The sequence below is a fragment of the Pseudomonas sp. IT-232MI5 genome (assembly GCF_949767845.1).
Taxonomy (GTDB): domain Bacteria; phylum Pseudomonadota; class Gammaproteobacteria; order Pseudomonadales; family Pseudomonadaceae; genus Aquipseudomonas.
The window spans coordinates 201,117-222,643 of the sequence record NZ_CATKQE010000002.1; the positions used below are offsets into that span (position 1 = coordinate 201,117).

The 21,527-nt window shown below is 59.3% G+C and carries 18 protein-coding genes; 1 reads left to right on the forward strand and 17 read right to left on the reverse strand.

Annotated elements, in window-relative coordinates; translation table 11 throughout:
* Nucleotide 1 precedes the first annotated feature (1 nt).
* The 14 genes from ACM6JQ_RS02255 to ACM6JQ_RS02320 form a co-directional block, all read right to left on the reverse strand.
* A complete protein-coding gene (locus tag ACM6JQ_RS02255; RefSeq protein WP_123376507.1) occupies nt 2-1,330 on the reverse strand; it encodes a sigma-54-dependent transcriptional regulator in 1,329 nt (442 codons plus the stop codon).
* On the reverse strand, nt 1,327-3,228 hold the full coding sequence (locus tag ACM6JQ_RS02260) for a sensor histidine kinase (RefSeq protein ID WP_007916731.1): 1,902 nt from the start codon (nt 3,226-3,228) through the stop codon (nt 1,327-1,329). Before ACM6JQ_RS02260 ends, ACM6JQ_RS02255 begins: the two co-directional genes overlap by 4 nt.
* 144 nt (nt 3,229-3,372) lie before the next feature.
* Nucleotides 3,373-4,107: an amino acid ABC transporter ATP-binding protein gene (locus ACM6JQ_RS02265; protein WP_007916729.1), complete on the reverse strand. Its 735-nt coding sequence runs from the start codon at nt 4,105-4,107 to the stop codon at nt 3,373-3,375.
* The gene (locus ACM6JQ_RS02270; RefSeq protein WP_007916726.1) at nt 4,104-4,775 is read right to left on the reverse strand and encodes an amino acid ABC transporter permease; all 672 of its coding nucleotides are present in this window, start codon (nt 4,773-4,775) and stop codon (nt 4,104-4,106) included. Before ACM6JQ_RS02270 ends, ACM6JQ_RS02265 begins: the two co-directional genes overlap by 4 nt.
* The gene (locus ACM6JQ_RS02275; RefSeq protein ID WP_095112347.1) at nt 4,775-5,521 is read right to left on the reverse strand and encodes an amino acid ABC transporter permease; all 747 of its coding nucleotides are present in this window, start codon (nt 5,519-5,521) and stop codon (nt 4,775-4,777) included. Before ACM6JQ_RS02275 ends, ACM6JQ_RS02270 begins: the two co-directional genes overlap by 1 nt.
* 194 nt (nt 5,522-5,715) lie before the next feature.
* Nucleotides 5,716-6,630, reverse strand: coding sequence for a glutamate/aspartate ABC transporter substrate-binding protein (locus ACM6JQ_RS02280; RefSeq protein WP_095112346.1), 915 nt, complete (start codon nt 6,628-6,630; stop codon nt 5,716-5,718).
* A 262-nt stretch (nt 6,631-6,892) separates the two neighbouring features.
* On the reverse strand, nt 6,893-8,152 hold the full coding sequence (mtr, locus tag ACM6JQ_RS02285) for a tryptophan permease (RefSeq protein ID WP_095112345.1): 1,260 nt from the start codon (nt 8,150-8,152) through the stop codon (nt 6,893-6,895).
* A gap of 150 nt (nt 8,153-8,302) precedes the next feature.
* Entirely contained in the window at nt 8,303-9,631 is a 1,329-nt protein-coding gene (locus ACM6JQ_RS02290) for an amidase family protein (protein WP_414893157.1), read from the reverse strand.
* A 30-nt stretch (nt 9,632-9,661) separates the two neighbouring features.
* Nucleotides 9,662-11,371, reverse strand: a complete 1,710-nt coding sequence (locus ACM6JQ_RS02295) for an NAD(P)/FAD-dependent oxidoreductase (RefSeq protein WP_123376504.1) — start codon at nt 11,369-11,371, stop codon at nt 9,662-9,664.
* Between the two features lie 19 nt (nt 11,372-11,390).
* Nucleotides 11,391-11,876: an aromatic-ring-hydroxylating dioxygenase subunit beta gene (locus ACM6JQ_RS02300; RefSeq protein WP_095112342.1), complete on the reverse strand. Its 486-nt coding sequence runs from the start codon at nt 11,874-11,876 to the stop codon at nt 11,391-11,393.
* Nucleotides 11,857-13,155, reverse strand: a complete 1,299-nt coding sequence (locus tag ACM6JQ_RS02305; RefSeq protein WP_414893158.1) for a Rieske 2Fe-2S domain-containing protein — start codon at nt 13,153-13,155, stop codon at nt 11,857-11,859. Before ACM6JQ_RS02305 ends, ACM6JQ_RS02300 begins: the two co-directional genes overlap by 20 nt.
* Before the next feature lie 14 nt (nt 13,156-13,169).
* Nucleotides 13,170-14,102 carry a flavin reductase family protein gene (locus ACM6JQ_RS02310; RefSeq protein ID WP_095112340.1) on the reverse strand — a complete coding sequence of 311 codons (933 nt, stop codon included), beginning with the start codon at nt 14,100-14,102 and terminating at the stop codon, nt 13,170-13,172.
* Nucleotides 14,099-14,515, reverse strand: coding sequence for a DUF4440 domain-containing protein (locus ACM6JQ_RS02315; protein ID WP_414893159.1), 417 nt, complete (start codon nt 14,513-14,515; stop codon nt 14,099-14,101). Before ACM6JQ_RS02315 ends, ACM6JQ_RS02310 begins: the two co-directional genes overlap by 4 nt.
* On the reverse strand, nt 14,496-15,863 hold the full coding sequence (locus ACM6JQ_RS02320; RefSeq protein ID WP_095112338.1) for an MFS transporter: 1,368 nt from the start codon (nt 15,861-15,863) through the stop codon (nt 14,496-14,498). Before ACM6JQ_RS02320 ends, ACM6JQ_RS02315 begins: the two co-directional genes overlap by 20 nt.
* Before the next feature lie 105 nt (nt 15,864-15,968).
* Between ACM6JQ_RS02320 and ACM6JQ_RS02325 the strand changes: the two genes are divergently transcribed.
* Nucleotides 15,969-16,856, forward strand: coding sequence for a LysR family transcriptional regulator (locus tag ACM6JQ_RS02325; protein ID WP_414893160.1), 888 nt, complete (start codon nt 15,969-15,971; stop codon nt 16,854-16,856).
* Nucleotides 16,857-17,143: 287 nt separating this feature from the next.
* Here the strand turns inward: ACM6JQ_RS02325 and glpD are convergent, their stop codons facing one another.
* From glpD to glpK, 3 genes are all read right to left on the reverse strand, one after another.
* Entirely contained in the window at nt 17,144-18,682 is a 1,539-nt protein-coding gene (glpD, locus tag ACM6JQ_RS02330) for a glycerol-3-phosphate dehydrogenase (RefSeq protein WP_007916702.1), read from the reverse strand.
* A 246-nt stretch (nt 18,683-18,928) separates the two neighbouring features.
* Nucleotides 18,929-19,684 (reverse strand): DeoR/GlpR family transcriptional regulator, encoded by a 756-nt coding sequence (locus ACM6JQ_RS02335; protein ID WP_007916700.1) that lies wholly within the window; start codon nt 19,682-19,684, stop codon nt 18,929-18,931.
* 274 nt (nt 19,685-19,958) lie between these two features.
* Nucleotides 19,959-21,461, reverse strand: a complete 1,503-nt coding sequence (gene glpK / locus ACM6JQ_RS02340) for a glycerol kinase GlpK (RefSeq protein WP_414893161.1) — start codon at nt 21,459-21,461, stop codon at nt 19,959-19,961.
* Between the last annotated feature and the right edge of the window lie 66 nt (nt 21,462-21,527).

Here is a 21,527-nt window from a genome sequence, read left to right on the forward strand (position 1 = left end):
CTTAATGGCTCAGGCCGTATTTTTTTACTTTGTCGAACAGCGTGGTCTTGGCCATGCCCAGCTCAAGACTGGCCTGAGTCAGGTTGCCGCCGCTGCGTTGCAGGGCGTCGCTGAGCAGGTTGCGTTCGAACGCTTCCACCGCTTCGGCAAACGCCAGGCCTTGTCCACCGCTGCTGGCGCCGGATTTTTTGAACGCTGGCAGGCCGAGGGCAAAACGCTCGGCGACGTTGCGCAGCTCGCGCACATTGCCTGGCCAGTCGTGGCTCATCAGGTTCGACAGGGTCTGGTTGTCCAGCTCCGGCAGCGCGCGGTCGAAACGCAGGGCCGACTGCTGGGTGAAGTGTTCGAACAGTTGCAGGATGTCTTCGCGGCGCTCGCGCAGGGGCGGCAGCTCCAGGGTCACGACGTTGAGACGGTAATACAGGTCGCTGCGGAACTCACCGGCCTTGCTCGATTCGTCGAGGTCGGATTTGGTCGCCGCGATGACCCGGCAATCCACGGCCACGCTCTGGTTCGAGCCGAGGCGTTCGAGGGTGCGTTCCTGCAACACGCGCAGCAGCTTGATCTGCAACGGCAACGGCATGCTTTCCACTTCGTCGAGGAACAGCGTGCCGCCGTCGGCGTGTTCGATCTTGCCGATACGCCGCTTGCCGGCACCGGTGAAGGCATTGGCCTCGTGGCCGAAAATCTCGCTTTCGAAAAGGTTTTCCGGCAGGCCGCCGCAGTTGAGTGCGACGAATTGTTTGCTGTGGCGACGACTGAAATCATGCAAACAGCGCGCGACCAGCTCCTTGCCGGTACCGGTCTCTCCTTCGATCAATACGTTGGCCGAGGTGTCGGCGACGTTGGCGATCAGTTCGCGCAGATTCTGCATCGCCGGCGAGCGGCCGATGATCCGCCCCTCGAGGGAATCGCGTTCGGCCAGTTGGCGGCGCAGCGAAGAGACCTCGCGGGCGAGGCTGCGTTGCTCCAGCGCACGCCGCGCGACGTCGACCAGACGCTCCGGCGAGAACGGTTTTTCCATGAAGTCATAGGCGCCTTTCTGCATCGCGCCAACGGCCATGGAAATGTCGCCGTGGCCGGTGATCAACACCACCGGCAAGCTGCGATCGCGTTGTTTGAGGCGGGTCAGCAATTCCAGGCCATCGATGCCCGGCAGGCGAATGTCGCTGATGACGATGCCGGCAAAGTTGTCGCCGACACGCTCCAGCGCTTCTTCGGCGCTGCCAACGCCGACACAGGGGATGTCTTCCAGCGTCAGCGCCTGTTGGCAGCCGAGCAACACATGGGGGTCGTCTTCGACGATCAGCACACTAAGGTCGTGGTTCATATTGGCTCGGCAGGAGTAGGGCTTACCAACGGTAAACTGAGGACGAAGGTGGTGCCACCGCTGGCGGGGTGTTCGACACCCAGATGCCCGCCGGTGGCGGCCGCGAGGCTGGCGGAAAGGGTCAGACCAAGGCCCAGGCCTTGTTCGCCGGGCTTGGTGGTGAAGAAGGGTTCGAACAGATGCTTGCGCGCTTCGGCGTCGATGCCATGGCCGTTGTCACGCACGCGCAGACGATATTTGGCGTTGAACTCTTCGCCCTCCAACCACAGCTCGGGCAGGGGTTGCGCCTGCATGGCGTCGAGGGCGTTGCCGATCAGGTTGACCAGAATCTGCTCGAGGCGGGTCTGGTCGATCTGCACCTGGACATCAATGAACTGGCGGTGAATGTTGACCGCCGAACTCTCCAGGCGTGCCCCGAGCAATTGCAGCGCTGCCTCCACGGCTTTGCCGAGGCTGGCCTGGCCCTGGTTGTCACCGCGCCGGGCGAACGAACGCAGGCTGGCGGTGATCCGGCCCATGCGGTCGATCAGCTCGTTGATGGTTTTCAGATTGGTGCTGGCGACATCCAGTTGACCCCTTTCGAGGAAGCGCACGGTGTTGCCCGACAGCGTACGCATCGCTGCCAGCGGCTGGTTCAATTCGTGGGCGATGCTGGTCGACATCTGGCCGATGGCAGCGAGTTTTCCGGCCTGCACCAGCTCATCCTGCGCACGGCGCAGGGTCTCTTCGGCCTGACGGCGTTCGCGGATCTGGCTCTTCAGACGCTCGTTGCTGGCGCGCAGGTCGGTGGTGCGTTCGGTAATCCGACGCTCCAGTTGATTGTTGGCTTCCTGCAAGGCTTCGCGGGCGGCAAGTCGGGTGGCGATGACCTTGCGCCGCTCGTTCCAGGCGATCAACAGGAACGCCACCAGCGCAAACGCGACCGCCACCAGAACCCCTTGGTTGATGGCTTCGCGACGCAGGTCCTGCAACGGCGTGAGCAGGGTGAAATTCCACGGCGTGTCGGTCAGTGGCCGGGTCTGCGCCAGATAGCTGATGTCGTCATCGTCGGAGCGCACTTCGCTGTTGGCGGGGAAGGTGAGTTTTTCCACACCTTCGGACAGGGTTTCCCGGGCCAGCGGTTGCAGCTCGTTGAGCGGGAACCAGTAGTACTGCAGGCTGCGCGCGAGTTTTTCTTTGATTTCGTCACTCAGCGGAATCACTGATTTAAGGCGACGTGCCGGATCACTGGAAAGAATGATGATGCCGTTCTCATCGCTGACAAAGGCTTCGAGACGTGCGCGTTGCCAGCGTTCTTCCATGGCTTCCAGGCGCACCTTGACCACAGCGACGCCGATGATCTTGCCGTGCTCTTCGAGGCCGTGAGCGAGGTAATAACCGGGCTCGCCGTTGGTACTGCCGATGCCGTAGAAACGGCCAGGCTCGCCGCGTACGGCTTTTTGGAAATAGGCGCGGAAAGACAGGTCTTCACCGAGGTAACTGTCGACATCGCGCCAGTTGCTGGTGGCCATGACACGGCCAGTGGTGTCCATCACGTAGATGGCCCGACTGCGGCTGCGCCGGTTCAGGCCTTCAAGGTAATCGTTGACCGCTTGCCGGTTTTCGGGAGTCGGGTCAGCCAGCAACTGCGACACACTCGTTTCGAGTTCCAGCAGGCTGGGCAGGTAGGTGTATTTGCTGATTTCGCTTTCGACGGCGCGTGCGTTCAGTTCGAGCTGGCGCTGGCCGTTTTCGCTGAGGCTGCGAATGCCAAAATGCTCACTGGTCCAGAAGCCGACGTAACCCAGACCGATCATCAGGATGATGACCAGCGGCGGCAGGAACAGATGACGAATCAGACGGGGTTTCACGGCAAGTGATGGCGGCGCGGCGCGATAGAGATTGGGGTCGCATTTCATCACAGTTGCCTTGGGTCAACCACCACAACAAACTTCACCAATCCCCTGTAGGAGCTGCCGCAGGCTGCGATCTTTTGATCTTTAAAAACAAAGTCAAAAGATCGCAGCCTGCGGCAGCTCCTACAGGGGGAGGCGGTGTTGCTTTTAGTGCTGCAGGATTTTCTCGAGGAAATGCTGCGCGCGTTCGGAGCGGGCGCTGATATCGCCGAAGAACTCCTCTTTCGGGCAGTCTTCGATGATCTTGCCGGCGTCCATGAAAATCACGCGGTCGGCCACTTTGCGCGCAAAGCCCATTTCGTGGGTCACGCACATCATGGTCATGCCTTCGTGGGCCAGTTGCACCATCACGTCGAGCACTTCGTTGACCATCTCCGGGTCGAGCGCCGAAGTCGGTTCGTCGAACAGCATGACGATCGGGTCCATCGCCAGCGCACGGGCAATCGCCACGCGCTGTTGCTGACCACCGGACAGTTGCCCCGGGTGCTTGTGGGCGTGTGCAGACAAACCGACGCGCTCGAGCAGTTGCAGACCTTTCTTGGTCGCCTCTTCCTTGCTGCGGCCCAACACCTTGATCTGCGCGATGGTCAGGTTTTCGGTGATGGTCAGGTGCGGGAACAGTTCGAAATGCTGGAACACCATACCGACGCGCGAGCGCAGTTTCGGCAGATTGGTCTTCGGGTCGGCAATCGAGGTGCCATCGACAACGATGTCGCCCTTCTGGAACGGCTCGAGCGCGTTGACGCATTTGATCAGGGTCGATTTGCCGGACCCCGACGGACCGCAGACCACGATCACTTCGCCTTTTTTGACCTCGGTGCTGCAATCAGTCAGCACCTGGAAGTCGCCATACCACTTGTTGATGTTCTTGATAGAGATCATACGGCAAACCTTTTTTGCAGACGCTTGACCAGCAGCGAGGCGGCAAAGCTGATGATGAAGTAGACGACACCGGCGAAGATCAGGAACTCGTTGGAACGACCAATGATGTCGCCACTGGCGCGGGACGCGTTAAGGAAGTCAACCAGACCCACGGTGTAAACCAGCGAAGTGTCCTGGAACAGAATGATGCTCTGTTGCAGTAACAGCGGGGTCATTTTGCGGAACGCCTGGGGCAGGATGATCAGGCGCATCATCTGGCCGTAGCTCATGCCCAGCGCTTGTGCCGCGCCCATCTGGCCTTTCGGGATCGACTGTACGCCGGCCCGAACGATTTCGCAGAAGTACGCCGCTTCGAACATCATGAACGCCACGATGCACGAGGTGAACGCGCCGATCGGGGTGTCTTCGCCGGTGATCCAGCGCAGCACGAATGGCACTGCCAGATAGAACCAGGTAATTACCAGCAGCAGCGGGATCGAGCGGAAATAGTTAACGTACGCGCCAGCAATGTTCGACAGCAGTTTGTTGTGCGACAGCCGGCAGAGCGCGAGGATCGTGCCGAGAATGATCCCGCCGACCACACCCATGGCCATCAGCTTGAGGGTCATCACCATGCCGTTCCACAAACCGGGAATGGCCGGGACGATGCCACTGAAATCGAATTCCATTATTTACCCCCCACGGAAATCAGGCCGGGCACGGAGACTTTCTTCTCGACCATGCGCATCAGTAGCATCAGGCTCATGTTCAGGGTGAAGTAGATCAGGGTCGCCAGGGTGAACGCTTCAAACAGGTTGGCCGAGAACTCGGCAGTCTGTTTGGTTTGCGCGAGCAGCTCCATCAGGCCGATCAGCGAGGCCACGGAGGAGTTCTTGAAGACGTTGAGGAATTCCGAGGTAAGCGGCGGAATGATGATGCGGTAGGCCTGGGGCAGCAGCACATTCCAGTAGATCTGTGGCAGCTTGAAGCCCATGGCGCGGGCGGCGGATTCCTGGCCACGCGGCAGCGCCTGGATACCGGTGCGCACTTGTTCGCAGACACGGGCGGCGGTGAACAGGCCCAGGCACACGACTACGCTGAGGTAAGCGGAAGTGGTCGGGTTGAGGTCCTGCTTGTACCACTCCTGCAGATCCGCCGGCAGCAGGTCGGGCACCAGAAAGTACCAGATGAACAGCTGAACCAGCAGCGGCACGTTACGGAACAGCTCGACGTAGCACGTCGCGATGCCCGACACGATACGGTTCGGCACGGTGCGCATGACGCCCAGTATCGAGCCCAGCAGCAGGGCGATGATCCAGGCCACGATGGCGATGGCGATGGTCCAGCCCAGACCGGAGATGAACCAGTCGAGATAGGTCTCGCTGCCCACGCCGGTGGACTTGAAGAACACGCCCCAGTCCCAGTTGTAATTCATTAGGGTCTCCCCTCGATTCGATCGATGTACAAGTGCCCGCCTGGGGAAACTCCGTTCCCTCCCTGACCTTGACGGTCAGGCACACGCGATCGGCTCGACAGCCACCGGTTCGAGTGTTTCCAGAAAATGCCAGCAGGGAGTGACCATCCCCTGAAAAGGCAGAAGCCTCCTCAGGGGATAAGGTTAGTCAGAAATCAGGATTTCTTGTCGTCAGCCGCTTTGTCGGTCGGATTGGCGATCAGGGCCTTGAGCTCGTCGCTCATCGGGAAGTTCAGATTCAGGCCTTTTGGCGGAATTGGCTGCATGAACCACTTCTCGTAGATCTTGTTGATCGCGCCCGAAGCGTAAGTGGCCTTGATGGCGTCATCCACAGCCTTTTTGAACGGCTCGTCGCCTTTGCGCATCATGCAGCCGTAGATTTCGTACGACTGTGGAGTGCCGGTTACGGCCCAGTCAGTCGCCTTTTTGGCCTTGGCGGCTTCACCGGCCAGCAGCGCGTCGTCCATCATGAACGCAACGGCTCGACCCGATTCCAGCATCTGGAAGGATTCACCGTGGTCTTTGGCGGAGATGACGTTCATGCCCATCTGCTTGTCGGCGTTCATCGCCTTGAGGATGCGCTCGGAGGTAGTGCCAGCGGTGGTCACGACGTTCTTGCCTTTCAGATCGTCGAAATCCTTGTACTTGGAGTCAGCCTTGGACAGCAGACGGGTACCGATTTCGAAGATGCCGACGGAGAAGTCAACCTGCTGCTGACGCTCGACGTTGTTGGTGGTGGAGCCACACTCGACGTCCACGGTGCCGTTCTGCACCAGCGGGATACGGGTCTGCGAGGTCACCAGATTGTATTTGACTTGCAGGTTTGGCAGGTCGAGGTCTTTCTTGATCGCTTCGACGATGGCCAGCTGGATATCGTGGGAGTAGCCAACCGGCTTGCCGGAAGCGTCAGCGATGTAGGAAAACGGGATGGAGGCGTCGCGGTGGCCCAGGGTGATCACACCGGACTCTTTGATTTTCTTCAGGGTGCCGGTGAGTTCGGCGGCGAAAACTGGCGTGCTGATCAGAGCGGCCGCAATGGCTGCGCCCAGGATATGGGGAACGATGCGCATCAAATTTTCCTCGACATTGTTTTTTTTATGGAGCCAGTTTGTCGGCCCTTTTGTGCTTCGAATGCCTGACGGCTCCTGAAGTGTTGGCACAACAGGCATTCGTCGAGAGAGTGTAGAGCATGACTCGTGCCAGACCAGTCGCAGATAGATAACGTGTTGTTTTATAACGTTATTAAACTTTTGTGGCGGTATTTTTTAACGTAACTGATCCGGTTAACCGAATCGACCGTAAGGTCGCGTTCGGAAAACCGAACGAGAAGCCTCAGCGCCACACAGGCAGACAATCAAATACGAACAGCAAATGGGACACCGCGCAGATCGCCCCGAAAAACAGCACCAGCACGATCATCGGCGTCCCCCCCCACACCTGATAGCGTGGACTGCCAAAGCGTTTGCGCGAAGCCCGAGCCAGTAGCGCCGGAGTAATCACCGCCCACAATGTCGCCGCCAATCCGGCAAAACCGATGGCATGCAGAAAGCCTTCCGGCCAGAGCAATCCGCAGAGCGTCGGTGGCGCGAAAGTGATGGCGGCGGTCTGCAGGCGGCCGATGGGGCTGTCGTCGAAACCCAGCACATCGGCCAGGTAATCGAACAAACCCAGGGTCACCCCGAGAAATGAACAGGCCACGGCGAAATTGGAGAAGAACGTCAACAGCAGATCGACGTTGGCGCTGTTGAGCTGTGAACCCAGGGCGCTGATCAGCGCATCGATATTGCCACCGCGCTGAGCGATGTCCTTGAATGTGTCGCGGGGGATGTTGCCCATGCTGCAGAGCATCCACACCAGATACAGCGCCAGAGCGATCAACGTGCCGCCGACCAGGCAAGCGCGAATCCGCTGCGGGTCCTTGCCGTAATGCTTCATCAGGCTCGGCACGTTGCCGTGAAAACCGAACGAAGTCAGGCAGAAGGGCAGGGTCACCAGCAGATAAGGCCAGTAATGGTTGTCACCGCTGTTCAGGTTGAGCAGCGTGGTGCTTTGCACATGGCCGAGCAAACCGCCAAAGGTTAGAAAGAACGCGAGGATTTTTGCGCCGAACACCAGCGTGGTCATGCGACTCACCGCCGTGGTACTGAGCCAGACAATGAACGCCACCAGCAGCGTGAACCCCAAACCGCCCGCGCGCGATGACAACTCAAGCCCGAAGGTTTGCGCGGTGTGATGAAGCACTGAGCCGCTGGCGGAGATGTAGGCGTACGTCAGGGTGTACAGGACAAAGACAATGCTCAAACCATTCAAACGGCTCCAGCCACGCCCGAGCAGATCGCCGGTGATCGTGGCGAAACTCGCGCCTTCACGGTAATTGAGATTGGCTTCAAGAATCATCAGGCCCGAGTGCAACGTGCAGAACCAGGCAAACAGCAGCACGGCAACCGAGCCGTAGAACCACAGCCCGGACATGATCACCGGCAGCGAAAACATGCCGGCACCGACGATGGTGCCGCCGATGATCATGGCGCCGCCAAGGATCGACGGCGAGCGTTCGACAGCGGGAACGGAGGATATTGAGGTGACGCGCATGGCAAGGCCCGCAATTTGAATTGTTATAGGTGCATCGACGCAGAGCCCCTGTAGGGGCGAGCCGGCTCGTGATAGCGATGTGGCAGACGAAGTTGATGTCGACTGACACGACGCCTTCGCGAGCAGGCTCGCTCCCACAGGGATCGTGGTTTAGCCGATGTCGAGCAGGTGCTTCAGGTGCCGCACATTGGCCAATAGAAAGTCGTCCTGCTCTGGCAATGCATCGAACGACAGGCCCACCGGTAACGCACCCGCCGCCGCTACCGGCACACTGATGCTTGGCGCCGCCAGATTGCTCGCCGGGTCGGTATTGCGCACGAACGTTTCAAAGTTGCTTTCATCCGCGCAAGCGCTGAGCAGCGGTGCGCTGCACGTGACGGTCGGGTAAGCCAGCAGGTCCAGTTGATGGCGGCTGAAGAGGGCGCGGTATTCCTTCTCCAGACGCAGTTTGCTCATCAATGCCTGCACGTAGTCGGTGTAGGAAATCGCTGGGCTTTCCAGTTGGGCGGTGAGGATTTTCTTGATCGCCGGATCGCGAATCTGCGCGAGGATGTCGAGGAACTGCTCACCGCGTCCGGCTTTCATCAGGAACCGTGGAAAATCGATGAAGAACTCGTAGATCGGTAGCGGAAACTGAATGCTCTCGTTGATCTCGCCAATCACGGCATCGTCGACCCGCACGATGATCACACCGCGATCGGCCAAGGTATCGATGGCCGTGCGGCAAGCGCGTTGCACGTTGTCAGCGAGGTCGGTCCAGAGAAACCGCTCGGGAATGCCAATGCGCAACGGCCGGGTTTCTGCCTGATGCAGGCAGCCGGTCAATTGCCCGTGAACGAACTGACAATCCTCCACGGTGCGGGTCAACAAGCCCGGAGTGTCTTTGGTTTGCGACACCGGGACGATGCCGTCGACCGGATAAACGCCGGTGGTGGGGCGAAACCCGACAATCCCGCAGAACGCCGCCGGTATCCGTACCGACCCCCCGGTGTCGGTGCCGACCGCACACGCCACCAGTCCGGCAGCGACGGCGGCAGCACAGCCGCCGCTGCTGCCACCGGCACTGTGGCGTTCGTTGACTGGGTTGATCACCGCGCCATGGGAATGGTTGGCCGAGGTCACGCCGAACGACAATTCGTGCATGTTGTTCTTGCCGACAATTTGCGCGCCCAATTGCCGAAAGCGCTCGACGATGCCGGCATCGGTTTGCGGCACATAGTCGGCCAGCCCGGGCGTACCGGCTGTGGTCGGCATGCCGCTGACGTTGATGTTGTCCTTGAACGACACCGGCAGGCCATACAGTGCGCTGTCGCGCCCAGCGGCATTTGCCTTGGACGCTGACGGGTCGAAGGTGATGAAACTGTTCAGGTGTTGCATCTGCACATGACGCTCGCGCAAGGCATGCTGCCAGGTGTCCGGGCAGTTTTGGCCACTGCGCAAGCCGTTGACGAGCTGTTCAATTGAAAGCTGGCTGTACATGGATGATTCTCGGCGTGGAAAGGGACTGGGTCAGCAGTAGCGGTACTGCGAGTGCAAGTCGTCGAGCGGGTTGCCGGCAAGCAGATCGCCGCCCAGGCTGCTGATCACCGCGCACGCACCGTTGAGTGCGGTTTGAATCGCGCCTTCGGCCCAGCCACCGGTGAACGAGGCGCCGCAACCGGCCAGGTACAAACCGGTATCCTGTTGCGGATCGAGTGCGGTACGGAACTGATAGAACAGGCGCTCGGAGTAGATGTCGTCGCCGGGGAAATTCAGCTTGAAAGCGCCGAGTGCGTGCTTGTCGGTCAGCCAGTCGTATTCCAGAACGTAGCGCTGGTAGTCACCGTCCAGCGGCAGCAGATGGCTGGCAAATTCCGGTGCGCTCATCGCCAATTCGTCGACCAGACGCAGGCAGCGCTGCACCTTGTCGGTCATCGAAACCATCTTGTGCGAGTCGTCTTCCCAGGTGTAACTGATCAACACCACGCCCCAGGAATCCGGATCGTGCGGCGCGTAGTCGAGGCAATACACGCCCTTGACCAGGGTGTCGGTCTGGATGTTTTGCGCCAGGCCATGTTTGAGCCAGAACTTGTCCTTGGTCAGGATGAACAGCTTGGATGAGCCGACCATGTGCGTTTCGTTGATCGCCCGCGCGACGTCGCGATTGACGAAGGCCTGGTTCTGCGTGAGCTTGAGGTTCACTTGCAGGGCGCGGGTCGTGGTGGTGGTGATTACCCGGTCGCAGGCGTAGGTTTCGCCGTTGCTGCCGGCCAGCAGAATCTCGCCGTGCGCACCTTTGTTGATCGACTCGATGCGCGTGCGGCAAATCATGTCGCGCACCTGAATACCGTTGAATTCGGTGTCGGCAATCCGCTCGGCCAGCGAGGAAATACCGTTGGGTACCAGACGCTGATTGACCTCCAGTGCATTGACCACCAGGCGCAGGATCTCGGTGAACGAGGCGCGGTACACCGACTGGAAACCGCCCGAGCCAATGCCCAGCGAGCCGAACAGGTGGAAGTCTTCGGGCTTGCGCCACGGTTTGCCGCCCGGCGGTTTTTTGCCGGTGAAGATGCGCACCATCGCCGAGTAAAACGAGCTGTCACCGAAGCAGTCCAGGTAGCGTTGCCACTCGGGCTGCACTTCGCAGTAATTGTGCTGCTTGAGCAATTCGGTGATCAGCAGCGGTGGCGCCAGGCACGTGCCGTCATCGAGGGTCACACCTTCGCTGAGAAAGGCGATCCAGCCTTGGTGCACGGTGCTGAACAGCGCCGGCGGTGGTTGCATGGCTGCCCAGTGATGGGCTTCGCCACGGTAGTGGATTTCGGTGTCGACCACGCCCGGGTCGGGAAACGCCTCGGTGGTCTGGATGCCGAAGCGATTGAGGTAATGAAACAGCCCGACTTCACTCGGCGGAAAACGCATGGCGCCCATTTCCGCGATGAACTGCGGCTGTTCCTCATCAAAACACTGCGTCAGCAGACGCCCGCCGACATGCTCGGGTTCCGCTTCAAACAGCGTCACGCGACGCGCACCGGCGCGCAGCAGTTCGTAAGCGGCGACCAGCCCGCTGAGGCCAGCGCCGACGATGCCGATGTGTTTCTCGGCAGTTTCCGCCGGCAGGTAACCAATGGCTTCATCGGCACTGCGCAGGAACTGGCCATAGTCATACAGCAGATCGACGTAGGGAAAAGACAGGCACGCGGACGCCTGACTGGAATCATGGGAAATAGCTTTCACAGGGAGACTTCTCGATCGATCAGATAATGAGCTGCAGGCTTTCAAGGGCGCGTGCGGGGTTGAGCAACAGGATCTTCTTGCCGTGAATCTTCCACGTGCCATCGATGTTGATCAGTTGATGTTCGACGGTCACCGGGTAGTGCCATTCGTTGTCGCCGCGCGCTTCGCAATAGAGCATGTTGGAGCTGGCGCACGCGCTGAACGAGGCTGCGTCGAGCGTGATGCGCGGGCGCTGGGCGATGTGCAGGCTGCGGCTCTTGGGCTGTTGGGAGAAGTTGCGCGCATTGGCCAGTCGGTTGATCCGCAGCGTGGTCAGAAAACGGTCTTCGTACACCAGCGATGATTCGTGCAACGGACTGACCTGCTCACGGGTCATGGGAATCCAGTAGTGGTAGTCATCGCTGAGCAGCTGTTGCCAGGCGTCGAAATCCTGCTGGTCGAGCAAGTGCAGTTCGGTCTCGATCAGTTGCGCGATGGCGTGGTGATTAGATTGATCGTGTTGCATGGTCGTCCCGCATCAAGTGCTGCCAACTGTTATAGAAATTACGCATGGCCATTTCGCTGGTGCCGGACACCACTTGGGTCTGCGCATAGGATTCGTTCGGGCTGAACAGGCGGGCGACGTTGACCCATTCGTTGGCGTCGCTGCCCATGCCTTCCATGGCCCGTTCGTACATTTCCACGTCGTCGTGGGCGACCATCGAACACGGCGAGTTGATCAGGTTGTTGTACTGCACAGTCCTTTCCAGCAACTGCACGGGTGCGCCCTGCAGTTCGAAGATCCACGACTCGACGATGGTTTCGCGGGCGCTGAGCGGTTTGATCACGCGCAAGGTCTGGATCGGTCCCTTGACCATCAGGTTGGGGAAATACACGGTGTTGTGGCGGGTGTCGTCGAGGATCGCCCGGGCCTGCTCTTCACCGTAGCTTTCCACCATCAAGTCCCAGTAACCGGGGATGTCGGTGTAGGCCTTGTGGATCGAATTGCTGACCCCGGTGTGCCCGTGGCCATTGGGCCAGACGCGAATGCCCATGCCGGCGAAAAACTCGTAGGAGGCCATGAACGGCGAGAACAGTTCGACGGCCATCGGTGGCTTGCCCTGATCACCGGTTTCCTGCCACAGGCGGATGGCTTCGCCGGCCGAAGATTCGTGGGCGATCATCGGGTGGCAGGTGTCGGTCTGGTTGTCGACGACCATTTTCCAGTTGCAGCGATGGCGGTGCAGCAATGGCTGGCCGATTACTTTCAGCTGGCCCTGCGGCGAGCGCATGACCATGTTGTCGAGTGTCGACAGCGACTCGCCAAAGAACTCCTCGAAGCCGATGCCTTCTTCCGTCAGGCGGACAAAGACGAAGCCGCGATAGTTGTGCACCGCGTTCACCGGGCGCATGCCTTTGTGCGCGGAACAACTGCTCAGGTCGCAGTCGTCGTACTCCTTTTTCACCGGAATGCTCAGCAGCTCGCCGTCCGTCTTGAACGTCCACGCGTGGTACGGGCAACGCATGAAGCGGCCGACATTGCCGCGCGCTTCGGCCAGCACTTTCACGCCTTTGTGCGGGCAACGGTTATGCAGCACGACGATGGCGCCGTTCTTCTGCCGAACCATGGCCAGCGGCTGTTGTGCAAGGGTGGTGGTGAAGTAGTCGCCGGTCTCGGGGATCAGGCTGTCGTGACCCAGGTAGCACCAGCTCGCGGCGAATACGCGCTGCTGTTCCTGTTCGAAAAGCGCCTGATCAAGGAACAGAGATTTATGCACTTCTCTGCCATTGAAATAGTTGTCCAACGGAGTGTCCTCTCTCAGATCGCCAGTTTCAGGCGCGGGCTTTTGGCGCGGGAGACGCAGGGGTAGATTCGCGCACTGCACGCCGCTTCCTGTTCGCTCATGATGAAATCGCGGTGGTCGACTTCGCCTTCGAGGACGTCCAGCGCGCAAACGCCGCATTCACCACGACGACAGTCGTACAGCGGGTCGAGCCCGGCCGCTTCCAAGGCTTCGAGCAGCGACTGTTGCGGGCCGACATTGATGCTGACGCCGGAGTCGGCCGCCTCGATGACGAAGCCTTGCGCGGTGGTTTCGCGGGCAACGTTGAACACTTCCAGATGGATCTGTTCACGCGCCAGGCCAACGCTTTCGGCGTGACTGAGCACTGCGTTGAGCATCGCTGCCGGGCCGCAGACATACAGACGGTCATCGGCGCGCAGATCGGCGAGCACTTCGCTGATCGCCGGGCGACTGCCGGAGAGGTGCAGTTGCAGGCGTTCTTGCAGGTGTTCTTGCAGGTGCCGGGCGTAGACCGCGTCGTCGGCGCTCTTGGCGAAGTAATGCAGGTGCGCAGGGCGATCCAGCGCAGTCAGGTGGCGCAGGATGCCGGTCAGCGGCGTGATGCCGATGCCGCCGGCAATCGCGATATCACGCCCGCTGTCAACGTCGAGCGGGTAGTTGAAAGTGTTCAGCGGACCTTCCAGTTCCACGCTGTCATTGACCGCCAGGGTGCGGATGTACTGACTGCTGACGGAGTCTGGCGAGAGGCGAATGGCGAAGGTGAACTGGCCATCCTCAACCTCCTTTACATGCACCGTCGAGTAGTGACGACAGTCATCCAGCCCCGGGATCTGCCATTTGAAATGTGCCCCGGCGTGGCTCATGTCGATCAGGGAAGGCGGGCCGCTGACGGTGACTTCCTTGATCGACGCCGAGAGCATCCGGCAGTGGGTGACGGTGTATTTCATGCAGGTTTTTCCTGGCTCAACGGTGTTTCGTGCAAGTACAACCACTGGACGTCGTGGTGCTGGACGCGAAGGATCGCCAGCGAAATACGCGAGGTTTCGCTTTGGTTCAGGCGATGGGTTTCCTTGTAGCGCAGGGCCACGGTCGAACCTTCGTGCCAGACCGTGTGCAGGTCGCTGATCAGAATCTCCAGACCTTTGCGGGCACCGACGGCGCCGCTGAACAGTTGCTCGACTTGCGCCCGACCGACCACGGCGGCCGAGGTGGTGACCATGCTGAAGTGCTCGGCAAACACCTCCATCAGCGGCGCGATGGCGTCTGCGCCGGCCCCGTCGGCGTCGGTAAAGACGCGGTGAATCAGTTCGTGCACGTGGTGAATACTGTGTTGCGCTCGTTCAACCAGGTTGTTGTTCATGGCATTCCTTTGGAGGGTTCAATTGACTCATCTGAAACAGCGGGAACAGCCCGACCAGCGCGGCAATCGCGAACGTCGCGTGGTAGGCCTGCGTGGTGTCGAACTGCTTGAGCAGCACATTGAAAATCATCAGAAACAACGCGGCACCGAGGCTGAACGACATCTGCCGATTGATGTTCCAGATCACACTCGCCTTGTGCGTATCGCCGCCGGCAAAATCCATCAATGAGGTGGTTTGCGCGGTGTTGGCACCGATGCCACCGCCGATGCCCATCAAGCTGTAAGCGATGACGATCACCCACAGGTCCGTTGGCGCGTTGACCAGCATCAGCGTGGCGATGCCGGCGCTGTGCAGCAGCATGCCGAGGGTGAACAGGCGTTTCGCGCCGACCCGGTTGTAGACCCGGCCGCAAATCGTCATCGCAATGAACGCGCCGATGGCGTAGAGGATCATGAACATCCCGGTCAGCCGGGCGCTGAAGTGCAGCGTGTTCTGCAGGAAGAAAATGCTCATCAGATTGACCCCGGTGAACACGCCGGGAATCGCGTAATAGATGAAGATCGAGGTGCTGAGCTTTTTACTTTTGAGCAGGCTCAATTCGATGATCGCGTTGCTGCAGCGGCGGTAGTGCCGCAGGTACAGCACGATGAACAGCAAACCCGCCGCGACACAGCTCAACGCGGCCAGCGCCGGGTAGTCGCCGCCGTACAGCGACATGCCCATCAGCAGGCTGGCGAGCGCGGCACTGACCAGTAGCAGGCCTTTGATGTCCGGGCGCGGCAGATCGGTCGGTTTGCTTTCCTTGATCCAGAACCATGACAGCCCGGCCGCGATCAACGAAAACGGGATGTTGCTGTAGAACACCCAGCGCCAGGAGCTGCTGTCGACAATGATGCCGCCGACCGTCGGTGAAATCGCCGGGGCAATCAGCGCGACGGCCATCACCAGTGTGGATATTTTCGCCCGTTGCTCGCCCTGAAACAGATTGAAGGTCAGCGCCTGACCGACCGGAATCAGCAGCCCGCCACCGACGCCCTGAATGAACCGCCAGATCACCAGTTCGTGGAAACTGTCGGCCATGCCGCACATCCACACAGAGCCGGTGAACACCAGCATCGAAGCGGTGAGAATCTCGCGACTGCCAAAACGCCCGGCCAGCCAGGTGCTGACCGGAATAATCAGGGTCAGGCCAAGAATATAAGCATTGGCGACCCACGCCACCGATGAAGTACTGACCTGTAAAGTTGCCGATATACTCGGCAGTGCCACCGCCGACATAAATATGTTTATACAGTCAATAAAAAAGCCGATCAGAAAGATTAGCGCGATCTTATAGCGATAGTTCATGTTGAATCCCCTTTGCCGCGCAGCATAGGGGCGATGGACTTGAAGTGTCGATACGACTATGCTTAAAACAATGTTTGACAGGATTTAACAGTGAGCCATAGCGCCATGCACTCTCATCTTAATCGGGTTCAGACGTTCCTCGCGGTGGTGGATTTTGGTTCTTATACCAAAGCTGCAAACTACCTGAGTATCAGCAAAGCCATGGCCAGCCTGCATGTCAAGGCGCTGGAGGAGGTTTTGTCGGCGACGCTGTTGATCCGCAACACCCGCAATATATCGCTGACCGAAATAGGTCAGGAGTTTTATGAAGAGTTCAAGGGGATTGTCGCGGACATCGACAATGCCTTTGATAATGTCCTGAAAGGTAATAATCGGGTATCCGGAAAGTTACGGATTAGTTCAACCAGTGAATACGGTGAAAAGTATATTTTGCCGTTGATCCCACTGTTCTCCGAGCGTTATCCGGAAATTCGCCTGTGCTACAACTTTAACTCTTCATTGAATGATCTGGTCGCGGAAAAACTGGATCTGGTGATCCGTCTGGGTAACTTGGCGGATTCGGCATTCAAGAGCCGCAAGTTGGCCGATTATGAAATCGTGCTGGTCGCCACCGAGCAATTCCTCGCCCGACATCCGGTGCGGCAACCGCTGGACCTGAACAGCGTGCCGTGGATTGCCAACAGCAATTTGCAGGCGCCGACTCAGTGGACATTGCGCCATGGGCCAGGGCAGGGCGTTGAGGTCGGTGGCACCAGCCACTTCGAATCGAACTCGTCGACGGCGATTCGCTCGATGACGTTGTCTTCACTGGGCGTATCGGTTCTGCCTGCCTGGGTGGTGGCAGATGACATTGCCACCGGGCGTCTGGTGCGCTTGCTGCCGGAGTATTCGCTGCCCTCGCAGTCGATCAATGTGGTGTTTCCCAACACCCCGCATCTGCCGCACAAGTCGCGGGCGTTTATCGATTTTCTGTTGTTGCATTTGGCGCAGTGATGCCAGCCCCAAAGCCCCTCACCCTAGCCCTCTCCCAGAGGGAGAGGGGACTTGATCGCGTGGTCCTTGCGAGTTACGCCGACCTGAAATATCGAGTCGAACTCAGGATTGAAAAAGCCCTCGATCGGCTCCTTTTTCCCAGCGCGGTATTTGAGCGAGCCCCGATCTGCTCCCTTTCCCCCTCGCCCCCTTGGGGGGAGAGGGCTGGGGTGAGGGGGGCTGGATCTCATTGGCACAACAAAAAGCCCCTGAATCTCACAATTCAGGGGCTTTCGTTTAAGCGTTGATCAGGCCGCTTCGATCTTGCGGTTTTGTTCAACCTTGCCCAGATAAGCCGCCAGTTTTTCCTGCTCTGCCGGCGTCGTGAACAAACCGAGTTTGCTGCGGCGCCACAGAATGTCGTGGGCAGTGGTCGCCCATTCTTCGCTGCACAGGTAATCGACTTCACGGGTGTAGAGTCCGCCGCCGAGGTGCTCGCCCATGTCGGCCAGGGTTTCCACGCCTTCGAGCATGCGCCAGGTGCGGCTGCCGTAAGTGGTGGACCAGCGACGGGCGATCTCGGTCGGCACGAAGTCGAACTTGTCGCGAATCTGCGCGCACAGAGCCTGTGGCGTGGTCATGTCTTCGCCACCGGGCAGGGTGGCGGTGGCCGTCCAGCTCGGGCGCATCTGGGTGAAAAATGGCAGCAACTGCGCCATCGCCGACTCAGCGAGTTTGCGGTAGGTGGTCAGCTTGCCGCCGAACACCGACAGCAGTGGCGCTTCTTCGCCGCCAGCCGACAAGGCCAGGGTGTAATCGCGGGTGACGGCCGACGGGTTGTCGGATTCGTCGTTGCATAGTGGTCTTACGCCCGAGTAGCTGTGCTGGATGTCGTCGCGGCTGATCTGCTGCTTGAAGTGTGCGTTGACCACTTTCAGCAGGTAATCGGTTTCGGCATCGGTAATCGCCACTTTTGCCGGATCGCCAGTGTATTCACGGTCGGTGGTGCCGATCAGGGTGAAGTGGTTGTTCAGGTACGGAATGGTGAAAACGATGCGCTGATCTTCGTTTTGCAGAATGTGCGCGTGATCGCCTTCATACAGCTTCGGCACGATGATGTGGCTGCCCTGAATCAGACGGATGCCGTACGGCGACTCCATCTTCAGGTCATCACGAATGAACTTGGCGACCCACGGGCCAGCGGCGTTCACCAGCGCTTTGGCAGTGATCGAAAACAGGCTGCCGTCGGCACGTTCCAGGTTCAGGTGCCACAGGCCCTTGGCGCGGCGAGCGCTGACGCAGCGAGTCTGGGTGTGTACGTGGGCGCCTTTTTCACGGGCGGCCATTGCGTTCAGAACCACGAGGCGGGCGTCGTCGACCCAGCAGTCGGAGTATTCGAAGCCTTTCTTGATTTCGCTTTTCAGCGCGCTGTCGGCGCCGAACTTCAGGCTTTTCGAACCTGGCAGTTTTTCGCGCTTGCCGAGGTTGTCATACAGGAACAGGCCCGCACGAATCATCCACGCCGGACGCAGGTGCGGACGGTGCGGCAGCACAAAGCGCATCGGTTTGACGATGTGCGGCGCTTTGGCCAGCAGTACTTCGCGTTCAGCCAGCGCCTCGCGCACCAGGCGGAATTCGTAATGTTCGAGGTAGCGCAGGCCACCATGGATCAGCTTGCTGCTGGCCGACGAGGTGTGGCTGGCCAGATCGTCTTTTTCACAAAGGAACACCGAAAGCCCGCGACCGGCGGCATCCGCTGCGATCCCCACGCCATTGATCCCGCCGCCGATAACGGCGATGTCGTAGATCTCGGAGATTGGGGGCGTACGCAAGGTAGAGGTGGACATCGGCTGGCCTCGGGTTCTTTTGATTTTCTATATTGGAAATCGAACATTAATGTTCATTTGCGAAAATGGTAGCCCATAAAGACGCGCGCAGCCAGTCACGTTCGATTGAAAAAACTCATCGAAGGGCGATTAAAAGAAAATTTTCGAACATTAAAAGCAAAAGATCGCAGCCTGCGGCAGCACCTACAGGTCAAGTGAACTCATGTAGGAGCTGCCGTAGGCTGCGATCTTTTGATCTTGCGGGAGTTAGACGACTTCGAGGCGAATCTTGTGCTGACTCAACAATTGCGCGAGCGCAGGCACCGGCTGCTGATCGGTTACCAGACAATCGATCAGGCTGATCGGGCCGAGGCGAATCATTGCATTGCGGCCGAACTTGCTCGAGTCCGCCGCCAGAATCACCTGCCGCGCATTGGCAATGATCGCCTGGGAAACCCGCACTTCCTGATAATCGAAATCCAGCAAACTGCCGTCTTCATCAATACCGCTGATCCCGACCAGCGCGAAATCAACTTTGAACTGATTGATGAAATCCACACTGGCCTGGCCGACCACACCGCCGTCACGACGGACATTACCGCCGGTCAGCAGCACATCAAAATCATCCTTGGCACTGAGCATCGACGCTACGTGCAGGTTGTTGGTGATGATCTTCAGATGATTGTGATTGAGCAGAGCGCGGGCAATCGATTCGGTCGTGGTACCGATATTGATAAACAGCGAGGCGTGATCGGGAATCTGGGCGGCGATGGCTTCACCGATGCGTTGTTTTTCATCGCGCATCTGATCGGCGCGCATCGCATAGGCAGTGTTTTCGACGCTGGAATCATAAGCGGCACCGCCATGATAACGACGCAGCAGATTGGCTTCCGCGAGCTGATTGATGTCGCGGCGGATGGTTTGCGGGGTAACAACGAACAGCGTGGCCATTTCCTCGATGCTCACATAGCCGCGTTCGCGGACCAGCTCGAGGATTTGCTGCTGACGGGGAGGCAGATTCATGGGGCTTCCTTTGGGCTGCCGTGCAAAATTTGCCCATGATGACGCAGGAATCCGCTCCCTACCAGTTTCCAAACAACGTGAAAGCTACTTCGTGCTGGGCGCCTACGGCGTTACGCAAGCCATCCTGCGTTAAAAACAGGCTCGGACTGCTCATTTACAAACCCGTAAAGTCGAGTGCGACCCCAGCCGGTCCTCGCCTGTTTTTGCCTTGGCTTGCCTTCGCTCGCTACGCTTTCACGCTGTTTGGACCGTTTTAGCCAGTCCTAAGGTTGGCTTATTCAGCGTCTTCACGCGCCCAGTCACGGGTGCGGCTGACGGCTTTTTTCCAGCCTTTGTACAGCTTCTCTTTCTCAACTTCACCCAGGCTCGGCTCGAACTCGCGCTCGATCACCGCTTTACCGCGCAGTTCTTCCAGGCTGCCCCAGAAGCCGCACGCCAGACCGGCCAGGTAAGCTGCGCCGAGTGCGGTGGTTTCGCGCATTTGCGGGCGCTCGACCTGCGTGCCGAGGATGTCGGCCTGGAACTGCATGAGGAAGTTGTTCGCCACCGCGCCGCCGTCAACACGCAGAGCCTTGAGGCGTTCGCCGGAGTCCTGTTGCATGGCGTCGAGCACGTCGCGGGTCTGGTAGGCGATCGATTCCAGCGCAGCGCGGATGATGTGATCCACACGTACGCCGCGCGTCAGGCCGAACAGCGCACCGCGGGCATACGGGTCCCAGTACGGCGCGCCGAGACCGGTGAAGGCCGGCACCAGGTACACGCCATTGCTGTCCTTCACTTTATTGGCGAAGTATTCGGTGTCGTGGGCGTCGTTGATGATTTTCAGTTCATCACGCAGCCACTGCACCGTGGAACCGCCGTTGAACACCGCGCCTTCCAGTGCGTAAGCAACTTCGCCACGCGGGCCGCAGGCGATGGTGGTGAGCATGCCGTGTTGGGATTTCACCGCTTTGTCGCCGGTGTTCATCAGCAGGAAGCAGCCGGTGCCGTAGGTGTTTTTCGCCTGGCCTGGCTCGACGCACATCTGGCCGAACAGTGCCGCTTGCTGGTCACCGGCGATACCGCCGATGGCGATGCCGCTCTTGGTGCGACCGTAGATTTCCGAAGAAGCCTTCACTTCCGGAAGCATCTCGCGCGGGATATCGAGGATCTCCAGCATCTTCGAATCCCACTCCAGCGAGTGGATGTTGAAGAGCATGGTGCGCGAAGCGTTGGTGTAGTCGGTGACGTGCACCTTGCCGCCGGTGAATTTCCAGATCAGCCAGCTATCGACGGTGCCGAACAACAGTTCGCCATTGCGCGCACGCTCGCGGCTGCCTTCGACGTTGTCGAGGATCCACTTCAGTTTGGTGCCGGAGAAGTACGGGTCGGTGACCAGACCAGTGTTGTCGCGGATATATTCTTCGTGGCCATCGCGCTTGAGCTGCTGGCAGATCTCGGTGCTGCGGCGGCACTGCCAGACGATGGCGTTGTACACCGGGCGGCCGGTGGTCTTGTCCCAGACCACGGTGGTTTCGCGCTGGTTGGTGATGCCGATGGCAGCGACCTGGTCGTGGTGCAGACCGGCCTGGGCCAGCGCTTCAACCATTACCGCGCTCTGGGTGGCGAAGATTTCCATCGGATCGTGTTCGACCCAACCGGCCTGCGGGTAATGCTGAGCGAATTCGCGCTGCGCGGTGCAGACCACGTTCGCATCGCGGTCGAAAATGATCGCGCGGGAGCTGGTCGTACCCTGATCGAGGGCAATGATGTAGTTCTTATTCTGAATGTCGGTCATGTCGATTGCCTTGGACGAAATAAGGGAGAGTGGGCCGTGGCGCAGGCTCTATCGGGCAGGAGCCGG